Consider the following 12,584-nt stretch of genomic DNA (forward strand, 5'->3'; position numbering starts at 1 on the left):
GTCGGTAACGCAGGAGTTGGTGTCGGTAACGCAGGAGTTGGTGTCGGTAACGCAGGAGTTGGTGTCGGTAACGCAGGAGTTGGTGTCGGTAACGCAGGTGTTGGTGTCGTTAGCGCAGGAGTTGGTGTCGGTAACGCAGGTGTTGGGGTTGGCGCATTGTCGTTATCAGTAATCGCGACGCTAACAGGGGAAATCGTGATGCTGTTATAGTTAGTATCGGTACTGGTAGAAGTATGGTCGATCGCCCCTGCATGATTCCCTTCAACTAAACTGTCGTCAACCGCAGCCACCGGCACAGTTTGAGCGACATTCCAATTAGTAGCGGTAAAAGTAAGTGCAGTAATTGGTTGAACTTGACTATCTGTAGCCAAGTTAATCGTAACAGGTGCGATCGGTTGAGTATTTAACTGAATGCTGTAACTTCCATTTGCACCGCCTTCCGTTGCATTCGTGCTGGTAGGATTAATCGTAATGCCAGGAGTTTCATTATCGCTGTTGCTGGCGCTGACATCATCGGGATTGAGATTGCTGTAATTAGTATCGGTACTGACAGTCGCAGCAGTGACAATATTGTAAGTTTTACTGCCATCAGCAACGCTGTCGTCTACACCTGTCACCGTTACCGTTTGCGGTTGATTCCAGTTCGCAGGCGTGAAAGTTAAACTATTGCTAGAAACTGTTCCTTCAGCAGGATTGGAACTGCTCAAATCAAGGCTAACATTAGCACTGGGTTGACTGTTAAGTTTAACGGTAAATGTAGCACTGTCGCCTGCTTCTGTCGTTACTAATCCGCTGGCAGGATTGACCGTGACTCCGGCAGTGTCATCATTACCGATCGTAGTTGTAGCGGCAGCAGCGGTAATAGTCGGAGTCGGGCCGGGTGCAACCGAATTTGACAGAGTAACAGTAATAGTTTTCTCCGGTTCAATTATGGCATTGCTCAATACATCTAAAGTAATGGTTTTCGATGTTTCGCCCGCCGCAAAATTAACCGTACCAGTAATGCTAGTTCCCCCTGAAGTGCCGCCGATATTGTTGTAATCGCTGCTGTTTGTAGCAGTTCCTCCAATTGCATAATTTACACTGCTGGCAGCATCAATCCCGCCACTGCGAGTCACGGTAAAAGTAACGGGAGTAGTGCCGGTGTTGCCTTCGGCGATGCTGGCAGTACCGGCAGCAATGGCGTAATCTATGGCATCATTAGCCGGAATAGTTAGTGTCGCTTGATTTGTTGTGCCTGCAATCCCATCATTAATCGTACCAAAGCTGAATACTGCTGTTTCCGCGTTCTCTGCGATATTGTCAGCTTTGACAGTGACAGCAACATTCTGAGTCAGGGTGTTAGTACCTGCACTGAATGTGAGAGTGGCTGGTGAAAAAGTGTAGTCTGAATTTTGGGTAGCCGTACTGCTGGGGTCGATGACTATTGGTACAACTACATCGCCCAAGGGAGTGCCGCCGCTGATGGTGACTGGAACATTAACTACTGTGTCTGTTGTTCCTTCAGTACCGCTGTAAGTGGCGGCACCGAAATTCACCTCAACGGTGGTATTCAGCAGGATCGAGACATCGTTAGAACCGCTGTTGGCGGTGGCGATATCGGGTTTGTTGTCGGCGTTAAAATCTTTGATGGCGATCGCTTTTGGATTTGTCCCAACTGCGTAGTTAATGGGGTTGCCAAAGATGCCTTGACCGGTTCCAGTTAGAATAGAAACGTTGTTTGATTGATTGTTAGCCACGGCGATATCGAGTTTGCTGTCGGCGTTTAAGTCGGCAACTGCGATCGATGTCGGACTATCGCCTCCCGCTGCGTAGTTGGTGGCATTGGCAAAGGCACCTTGACCGGTGCCAAGTAGGATGGAAATGTTGTTAGAAACGCTGTTGGTGATGGCAAGATCGAGGATGTTGTCACCGTTAAAGTCTTCTGCGGCAATGGATGTTGGATTAGTCCCAACTGCATAATTTACCGGGATTGAAAATCGGTCTGCACCAGCGCCTCCCGTGTTCAGTAGGATGGAAACGTTGTTAGAACCGCTGCTAGTGATGGCAAGATCGAGGCGGCCATCGCTGTTAAAGTCTCTCGCTGCGATCGCGGTGGGAGTTGTCCCTACCTGAGATATATTTTCCTCCCTAGCAAAACCGTTGCCTTGAGCGTTTTGTAATCCGATGGAAACGCCACCATTAATGTCTGCTACAACTATGTCTGATAAATTGTCTGCGTTAAAATTTCCTACGCCGATCGCACTGGGCGGGTTTGTCCCGGCGCTAAAGCTAGTGGAGTTGCCAAAAGTACCTTGACCAGTACCCGGTAAGATGTAAACGGAACCACTAGGAAATTCTCCACCAGACCAGTTAGTTACGGCTAGGTCTAGGAAATTATCGGTGTTAAAATTACCTGATACGATGGGAGTACGACTGGATTGATTCACGTTGGTGGGAGTGCCAAATCCTCCTTGGCTGTTCCCTATTAATAGGGAAACAGCGGTTCCGCTGCTGATGGCTAAGTCTGGGATATTGTCGTTATTAAAGTTTTCGGCAGTCAGGGATTGGGGATTTGTGCCGGCAGGAAAGTTGGCAGCGTTCTTGAAGGTAGACATGATTAATTTACCTATTAGTTAACAACAGTAATCTTTGATGTTTCGAGTTGTGAAACTGATGCAAATCGCACCTAAGCTGGCATCAGTATCCCGACGATCGCAAGTACAGTCAGGCTGCCTCCCACAGCGATCGTTAGTATATTCCCTGCCGAAAATCGACTGTTAGGATTGTGGTTTCGTGCTGCTACACAGTTCAATTTATTCACCCTCTCTTGAACGGGAAGCAAAGCTATTACAGACAGATTACTCACTAACCCGTATGGGTTTGGCACTCGAAAACACATATTAAGCCCAATCCAAACAATAGTCAGCAAAAATGGACTAAACTTGGGAGAAACACAGTAGGATTTAGCGCAAAGTTTAATTTTTTTGAATAAAAAATAGCCAAAAATACCGCTGAAAACTGTTCTCCAAAAGGGGCTAATGTCTCTTCCTGTTGCGGTTTTTAATAGCTGCCAGTTTTTATAAAACCAAAAAAATTCATAGAATCCGAAGGTTACTAGGGACATCACGATCAACTTAAACCGAGAAACAGGAAAAAAGATTGGTTGTGAGTTTTCGTTCATATCAAAAACCTCATGGGTGGATACACTACTACTCGATCGACATTGAACTGAACGCACTTATCAAAGAAACCGGGTTTTTTACTGAACCTGCGGGTGAGTGCGAAATATTGTCGTAAAAAACCCGGTTTCTGGCTACCCGTGCGACCAGGAATTTTTAACTGAAATCGGCGATGCTAATTTGGTTAGCTGTCACGCCATTGAGAGCAGCTAAAAATTCTCCGGTTGCTGACAAACGGATGAAAGTTGCACTGTTTTCTTGAGTAAGTGACAGTTGGGAGAAACTAAGATTGTTGCCTAGAGAAAGCAAATCTTTTCCGTCTTCAAAATCCAAGATAATACCGATACCCGAATTGCTAGAGAGCAAGAAGCGATCGTTGCCCTCCCCTCCCGTCAAACTATCACTTCCCAAACCGCCATTCAGCAAATCATCACCGTTACCTCCCAGCAGAATATCGCTGCCATCGCCGCCGTTCAAAATGTCAGCACCGCGATTGCCAAACAAGACATCATCACCGTTACCGCCAAGCATTGTATCGTTAGCCTTGCCGCCGAAAAGAGTGTCATTCCCCACGCCACCGTCGAGGGAATCATTGCCCCTCAGACCCATCAAAACATTATTGCTGCTGTCGCCAGTCAGGATATCGTCGCCGCTGGTACCGAGAATTTGATCGGGAGAATTGCTGCCCAAATCTGCATCGCCGCTGACAACAGGAGTCGCAATCCCAGCAGGTAATATCACAGCTTGAATTTTCGTATCTAAAGCAGCACCAGTATTCTCAGTAACTACCTCGGCAATTGTCTTAGTTCCCGCACCGACTGCTTTGAAGTCTTGAGTTGTTGCGCCCAAACTTACTTGTTGGACGCGGGCTACTGATTCAGGAATTGATGTTCCTATTGGGTTGGAGACAGCAGAATCAATGCGCTGATTTGCTGTTGCCATTACAGTCGCAGCTTGCGAGGTAATTGAGGTGACTTTTTGACTGTTGAAACCGGGGTCAATCTGCTGAATTTTCGCGGCACTTTGCTGAATGATTGGTTCTAAAGCGAGTGCGTTGCTGAGGTTTAAAACAGTGCCGGATTGAATTTGACTCGTAATTGAACTGACAACAGCTTTGACAATTTCGTTAGTAGCTGCACTGGAAGCACCGTCAATCAAAGCAGCAGTTTGAGTGATGACGTTTTGAACTTTTACCATTGCTGCTAAAGTTGCGACGCCGCCCGGTTCGGTGTCGTTGGTGGCCGCGATCGGATCGAAATCTGCGATCGGAACGTCGGCGGGAATGGCAAGAGCAGATTTGACCAGAGATTCGGCCCGATCGCTCTCAATCCCCTTATCTACTAAGTCCACCATCAGAGTAGTTAACAGCGTGACCACAGTAGCGTCAGCAGGTGCAGTAACAGGCGTTTCTAAAGGCAAACCCGTAGCAGTATCAATTCCGCCAAAAGCTACTAAATTTCCTTCATCTGAATCAATTTCCCCATTGGCGTTTTTGTCGAAAGTCTCGAAGGGGATATCGAGATTAAATAAACCGCTATTGTCAGTATTGGTTGAGGGTTCATTAGCATCAAGAACACCATTTTTATTGGCATCCAAAAATACTTTGGCACCTGCAATGTAATTATCAATCACCCAGCGACCGTTATATTTTGTTATCTTGAAGGTTTGAGAATTGCTTGCACCTGCAGGGTCGGTGGCGGTTAACTTAACCTTAAACGGTCTTACAAAACTCAATGGTTTTCCATTAATATTAAACACGGGTGGAGTGCCAGTAAATTTGATGGTGTTCTGGTTAGAGTCGAAAGAGAATCTCAGCCAGCTACTGTTGAAACTGCTGGTTAAAGGACTGCCATCCTCTCGAGTTAATTTGTAAGAGATTAAGTCGCCATCCGGATCGGTGTAGACATTTTGAATGTCTTGATTAAACTCCTTAATGAAATAGTCTAAATGAATCTTTTCTTGTGGCGGACGGTTCTGAACAACACCTCCTCCAGCAATAGCTTCACCCAAAGCCAGCACATCGACGCGCTTGAAATTAAGACCTGTATGTTTAACGTTGTCGTCTTCATCGTCGCCATCGTTGATAGTGACACCGGTTTGTTTTAAAAGATTGGCAAACTCCTTTGGTGTCAGTTTGCGACCTAATTCTTTCTGTGCTAACTGTTGGGCTAATGCTGCAATTCCGGCAATGTGGGCTGTAGCTTGACTGGTACCGTGATAGGTACTTCTCTCGTTTATATCGCCATCTTTGCCAGCCCCGGTGATGGGTGCTCCTGGAGCAAAAACTGTGGTTAATGTCCCGTTACGCTGAGAAAAAGGAGCAATGCGATCAGCAGCAGTGGTATTTGCTGTTACCAATTTCCCAGTCTCACCAGGCTTATTCGCAAAATAATTTCCCAAAGAGAAAGAACCAATGTTGGAATTGTATACCGCGCCAATCGACAGCGAATTCGGATCTGCTGAAGGGTAGTTTACACCTGGAGGCTCATTCCGGTACGGGTAGTAACGGTTGCCTGATGAAGAGACAACAATTATATTTTTCGCCGCTAATGCTGCCAGTTCATCTCCTATACCGTAGAGTGAAGTTTGACTGGTGGGAAAATTTTCACCGCTGCCGAATGCCATACAAACGCTGGCAATGTTGTAAGTATCTGCATTTTGCAATACCCACTGCAAAGCTTGTTCAACATACGGAAACTTATTAATTTCGTCACTAGGCATATTATCCTTATTATCCTTTCTCACTTTGAGACCGATAATATTAGCCCCAGGTGCCATCCCTGTATAGGTTGGGTCTTGGGAAGCAATAATGCTGGCAATGTTCGATCCGTGTCCGTCTTTGTCGCTAGCATCCGCGTCGCCGTCGGCAAAATCGTAGTTATAAACGATGCGATCGCTGATGCCGTTTGAGTCGCTGTCAGGGCCAAAGAATGGGTGGTTTAAGTTGATGCCAGTCTCTAATACCGCTACAGAGAAACCACTGCCGTCAATACCGGAAAAACGTGGTGTGGCGCGGAATTTATCCAAATTTATTTGCGCGCTGGATACACTAGCAGGTTTCTCATGATAGGGGTCGTTGCCGCTGCCGTCAAAACTACCAAAAAAGTCTGCTGGGAGGAAGTTATTAACGAAACTTGAAGCATTACTATTGCCACCAACACCACTAAACAGCACTGAGTCGAGGAAATTGCTATCAATCAGGGAAGTGGATAGATTGTTAGTGACTAGATTGTTGTTGATGCCGCTCAAAATGCTGCTGCTAGGTGAATTTGACTGCGGATTTGTGACGGCAGGGCCTTCATATCCTGTAGTTGTGACACCTGCAAGACGAGGTACAGCGGACAAATTCAAATTGTATTGACTCTCCGCGCTATTAACTGAAGAAACTCGAATGCTGTAAGTGCCGTGTTCCAAAAGGCGGTTAATTAATTTTGAGCCAGCGCCAGAACTTATTGCAGTTGAGATGACATTTCGATCGCTGTCAAGCAATTCAAGATTAATATCTCCCGTGAAGCCGCTGACTGACAAGTTGAAGTCATTGTCAGCACCGATCGTGAATTTGTAGTAATCTGGATCGTTCCTACTTACTGAATCCGGGTAGTTTTTGAGATCGGAACTTGCATTGATTGTACGGGCTGTAGCTGATGTGTTTCCAGCTAAGTCTTGTGCTGGAATATTGCTGTCATTATCGTTATTGGTGACAGCAACATCGGACGCATTTAATCCGTTAAATCTGTTATCCGTACTGACAGCAGGGCTAGTAACAATGGTGTAAGCTTGATCACCGTCAATAGCAAAGTCGTCAACGCCTGTTACCGTTACTGTTTGCGGCTGATTCCAATTAGTAGAGTTGAAGGTAAGCGATTGCGGGGAAACTGTTCCTTCTGCTGTATTGGAACTTGCTAAATCTATTTTCACATCGCCAGTAGGTGGGATGTTTAAGCTGTTTAGTTGAAGGTTAAATGTTGCGGTTTGGCCTGATTCTGTCGTGATTAATCCACTTACAGGATTAACGGTAATTCCAGCAGGTGTTGGGGTTGGTGTTGGGGTTGGTGTTGGGGTTGGTGTTGGAGGTGTTGGGGTGATCGGTGTTGGAGGTGTTGGAGGTGTTGGGGTGATCGGTGTTGGAGGTGTTGGAGGTGTTGGAGGTGTTGGGGTGATCGGTGTTGGGGTTGGCGTTGGGGCAGTGTCGTTGTCAGTAATGGCGACATTAACAGGGGAAATGGTGATGCTGTTATATTTAACATCGCTACTGCTAGCAGTATGCCCGATCGCCCCCGCATGATTTCCTTCCACAGCCACATCGTCTGTAGCCGTTACTGTCACGGATTTGGCAACATTCCAGTTAGTAGCGTCGAAGGTAATTGCACCGATCGCACTTATTTGATTTCCCGCATCAAAACTGATAGTAACTGGTGCAGTTGGCTGCGAATTTAACTTGAGTGTAAAACTGCCTGTGGCACCGCCTTCTGTAGCTGTTATGTTCTCCTGTGAAACAGTCACACCAGTCGTGTCGTTGTCAGCAATCGTGGCTGCCACAGGAGAAATCGTCAGGTTGTTATAATTAGTATCTGTACTGACAGACGTATGAGCGATCGTGCCGCTGCGGCTTCCTTGCGCTATGCTGTCATCGATCGCCGTAACAGTGACATTTTGCGCCACATTCCAATTATTCGGCGTGAAAGTGATAGGTGCGATCGCACTAATTTGAGTGCCCGCGTCAAAATTAATCGTGACGTTTGCAGTAGGTGCGGTAGTCAGAAGTACGCCGTAGCTATCCGTTGCACCGCCTTCAGCAATAGCTGTCTCGCCTTCTGATTGCACAATAGAAATACCGGGACTATCGTTATCAGTAATCGATGCTGTCACATTGGGAATGACTTTCGCGTTATAATTGGCATCGGTACTCGTAACTGTGTGAGCGATCGTGCCGCTGTGGGTTCCTTGTGCTAGATTGTCGTCGAGCGCACTAACCGTGACAGTTTTCGCAACATTCCAGTTAGTGCTATCAAAAGTAATAGGTGTGGCGATCGGATTAAGTTGGTCGCCAGTATTGAAACTGATAGTAACCGGTGCAGTTGGTTGCGAAGTTAGCTGGATTTTGTAACTGCCATTTGCACCGCCTTCTGTAGCAGTTATGTTCGTAGGTGCAATGCTGAAACCTGCCGTGTCGTTATCGGTAATGGCGACGCTAACAGCCGGAATTGTGATGCTGTTGTAGTTAGTATCGGTACTGGTAGCAGTATGGGCGATCGCACCTGCATGATTTCCTTCAACTAAATTGTCGTCAACTGCTTTCACCGCAACAGTTTGATCGACATTCCAATTAGTAGTGGTAAAAGTAAGTGCGGTAATTGGTTGAATTTCACTGCCTGTAGCCAAGTTAATCGTAACAGGTGCGATCGGTTGGGTATTTAATTTAACGGTATAAGTTCCAGTTGCACCGCCTTCCGTCGCAGTCGTGTTAGTGGGAGTAATGCTAACGCCTGCGGTGTCATTATCGGTAATATTAGCATTGACGGTATTGCCAGGAGTGCCATTAACAGTAAAACTGGCAGTAGTCCCGTTATAATTAGTATCGGTACTGATAGCACTGTGAGCGATCGGGCCGCTGTGCGGCGAAGTTTCTGCTAGGCTATCATTAACTGCACTGACTGTCACCGTTTGCGGTAAAAACCAGTTAGTTGGAGTGAAAGTAATGCCAGCAATCGGTTGAATTTGAGTGTCGGTATTAAGTGCGATCGCCACATTTGCAGTAGGCTGATTACTCAACACAACTGTATAAGTATCAGTCGTGCCGCTTTCTGCTACATTAGTGCTGCCGCCCGACTCAACAATCTTTACCTGCGGCCCCCCAGCAATTATTTTAGTAACAAAAACATCAAAGTCACCTCCCCCATTCGCCGCTTGAAAAGGATTTGCTGTTGGTAAATTAGTAGAAGCAGTAGAACCAGCCACATAAACTGCATCAGAACTATTTACCGCAATACCATTACCGTAGTCGTCCCCGCTGCCGCCAAAATAAGTAGAATCAACTAAAGCAGAACCCGATGAATTGATTTTCGTGACAAAAGCATCTTTCCCGCCGCCGCTGACACTTTGAATAGCATTCTTAGTCGGAAAATTAGTCGAAGTCGTATCTCCTGTCACGTAAACATTATTTGCACTGTCTAGAGTAATGCGATGGCCGTTGTCATCTCCGCTGCCGCCCAAATAAGTTGAATAAATCGCATTGTTACCTAGAGGGCCTAACTTGATGACAAAAGCATCATTTGCACCACCTGCATAAGTCGCTTGAACTGCATTTTTAGTCGGAAACTCAGTTGAAGTGGTAATTCCGACAACATAGGCATTTCCAGCACTATCTACAGCGATATCAGCACCTTTATCTTCGCCAAAGCCACCTAAATAAGTGGAATAAGCGCGCGCACCATTCCCGTCAAATTTAGCGACAAAACCATCATAACTACCTGCAAGGGAATTTTGAAAGCCTAAATCTTTCCCCGGCAAGTCAGTCGAATAAGTAATGCCAGTAATGTAGGAATTACCATTATTATCTATGGCAATGGCTTGAGCGTCTTCGCGACCAGAACCGCCGAAATAAGTAGAGTAAACTAAACCACTGCCAGTTGGATTGACTTTAGTAACAAACGCATCAATTCCGCCTCCGTATACAGGTTGGGAGGCATTGGCAGTGGGGAAACCGCCATTTACTACAGGGGGGGAACTGTTGTTGCCACCTGTGAGCCCGGTAACATAAGCATTACCGTTACTGTCTACCGCAATGCCGTTGCCTAGGGCGCCGCTGCTGCTATTGCCTAAAAAGGTAGAATAAACTAACGCATTGCCGGCTGCATTGAGTTTAGTTACCGCAGCAGTGTAATTAGGTGCTGTAGGTTGAAAAGAACCCGGTGTAGTTGGATAACCTGGATCGACTTGTCCGGTTAAATAAGAATTTCCTTGACTGTCTACCGCAATCCCAAAACCGTATTCATTGCCAGCACCGCCCATATAAGTAGAGTAAACTAAGGCCGTTCCTTCGGGGTTAATTTTGGTAACTAAGAAATCAGCTTGAGCCCCTGGCGTAGTTTGAAAAGCACCAGGAGTAGTAGTAAAATTATTAACAGTAGTCCCGATAATATAAGCCGCACCTGTGCTATCTACAGTCATGCGGTTGGCAGAGTCCAAGCCGCTGCCACCTAAGTAAGTCGAGTAAGCTAAAACCGGATCGATAACTAGGGGTTGAGTGGGGTCAAAATATCCCAAACTAAAATTAACTTGACCGTTTCCTAATAAATTGTAAGCGGCAGGAACATTCACCCGCTGTCCGTTGAGATCCTGATAAACTATCGGTGCGTTATCAATTAATTCGCCTAGCGGTGTCTCTAATATTAGTGCTCCATCGTCACGCAACCGGATGTCGTTAACACCAGTATAGTTCATCTTAATTTGACTCGGATCGGCAAAAGGTGCAACTAAAAACTCGCTCTTAAGTTGTCCTTCTGTGCCTTTGAAAACGCGGTCAATTCCTTGATAGACGTTTTGATAAACAACGCCGTTAAAAGTAGGCACATTAGTCTGCCATTGACTAGAATCTTCGCCTAACAGAAAGTTAGCAACTCCCGGTAATTGTTCCAGCCCGGAAATTGTGGGATTCGGGTTGCTGTTGGCTAAGCTGCTGCGGACAATTGAAGAATTTGTGGCTTGGTTCCCCGGTTCATTGGGTTGCTGGAAAGCGACGAAAGAAATTTCGTTTGGACTAAAAAAGATGCTGTGACCGGCACCTTTCACCTGGAATTTCACATTCGGGTCTGTTTGTCCAGTATTTGCAATAAAACTTAAGGGAATTTGACCGTAAGATGCCTGTTGATTTTGAGAGTTCATAGCTGGTACCCCTGGTTTATGTTATGCGACTAAGTATATACAAGTACGAGCTCTGCTGTATAGTAAATTCTTGCGAAAAATTTACGAAAAATACCATTTTCTTGCGAAATTTCTCGGATTGTTGATTAAAAATTGTAACACGGGCTACGGACTCGGTTTTTGTAGTCAATCGACCGCGATTAAAGGCCGGGACGGGTTTACAGGCTTTCTCGTTTCTATTAGAGATATTGGTAAACCCGCCCCTACAGGATTAATATCATGTCCGGTCAAATAGATATAATTCCTGTAGGGGCAGGTTCACCGACAATAATTGCCTAAAACCGACAATCTCATAAACCTGCCCCCACCCAACGACAAATCGCTGTTAAAGTTGAGCGCGATATTTATTAGGAGTCAAACCGACGATTTTGCAGAAAGTCTTGCTAAAGTGACTTTGGTCGTGAAACCCGACTTGCTCCGAGATATATGTTATTGATAAATCTTGCCTTTTTAACAACTGTTTTGCTTTCTCAATCCGGCACTGGGTGACGTATTGATGGGGAGTGACTCCAATTGATTGTTTGAACAAACGACTGAAATAATAAGGACTAATCTGCACTAAGTTAGCCAGTTCAGCTATGTGCAAATCTCGGTTTAGGTAGTCAGTTATGTAGTTAATAACAATCTGCAATTTGACAGGATCGAGACCGCCTTCAAAATCTCGCCTATGCGGTTTTTGTGCACAATAGCGGTGAAGTATGTGCATTGAAAGCGCGTTTTTCAGTGCATCGACATAAAGAGTACCGTTTAATCCACCTGATTCGAGTTCGGTTTTGAGGGCCCAGCCAATGCCGAGAATCAACGGATCGCTGATTTTCCAGTGCGGTATAATTTCAATGAGGTTTGAATTGGTCGATTCGTAAACTGTTTTGTCGAAGTCGGTAGGGTCGATCGCGATCGCTATAAATTCAGGATCTTCGACTGCACCTGACTGGAAATCAGTACCAGCACCACCGATGAAAATTTCTCCTCTTTGCCACGGTTCGCTACCGTAGTGTTTCCCGTTGAGTATTCCGTTTACTGTAACTGAATTGAGTATCAGCCCAATGTTGTGTTGTTGGAAACAGTGTTCGGGAGTTTCGTCTGCTGGCTGACGGTGATATTCGACGTGAATTCCCTCCCATTTTGTGCCGTGACTCGATAGGATTGAGGGACTCGGGAGAATCGATTTCATCGCGTCTGCCTGGGCAAAATCAAGAATTAACTGTTTCTCTGAGGACATAGCTTGCACCTTCGACAGTTGCTATTATTCTATAGGTCTGAAATTCCCGCAGTTATCAAAAGATATCCAGGGCTTACGCGACATATTCTCGGTCTCTTTGTCCAGCATTCGCAATAAAATTTAATGGAATTTGACCCTAGGGCGGTGTAGGGTCGAGTCGGTAATCGGCACTTTCAGAAGCCGTTGCGCCTAAGCTGCTACGCATCTTGCATTGTATTTTTGGGCGGGCGGGACGCCCACCCCACAAGAAACTTGATGTGATTTGATTGTCAAATTTA

At 45.9% G+C, this 12,584-nt stretch carries 4 protein-coding genes; all 4 read right to left on the minus strand.

Annotation, left to right across the window (positions count from 1 at the left end; translation table 11 throughout):
* A partial coding sequence (locus tag QUA07_RS12945; RefSeq protein WP_333325687.1) for an FG-GAP-like repeat-containing protein occupies positions 1-2,597 on the minus strand: 2,597 nt, incomplete at its 3' end.
* A 71-nt stretch (positions 2,598-2,668) separates the two neighbouring features.
* Positions 2,669-3,163 carry a hypothetical protein gene (locus QUA07_RS12950; RefSeq protein ID WP_333325690.1) on the minus strand — a complete coding sequence of 165 codons (495 nt, stop codon included), beginning with the start codon at positions 3,161-3,163 and terminating at the stop codon, positions 2,669-2,671.
* Between the two features lie 154 nt (positions 3,164-3,317).
* Positions 3,318-11,045 carry a DUF7948 domain-containing protein gene (locus QUA07_RS12955; protein ID WP_333325694.1) on the minus strand — a complete coding sequence of 2,576 codons (7,728 nt, stop codon included), beginning with the start codon at positions 11,043-11,045 and terminating at the stop codon, positions 3,318-3,320.
* Between the two features lie 364 nt (positions 11,046-11,409).
* A complete protein-coding gene (locus QUA07_RS12960) occupies positions 11,410-12,306 on the minus strand; it encodes an AraC family transcriptional regulator (RefSeq protein ID WP_333325696.1) in 897 nt (298 codons plus the stop codon).
* Between the last annotated feature and the right edge of the window lie 278 nt (positions 12,307-12,584).

The organism is Microcoleus sp. T3_A4 (genome assembly GCF_036700465.1).
GTDB lineage: Bacteria > Cyanobacteriota > Cyanobacteriia > Cyanobacteriales > Microcoleaceae > Microcoleus.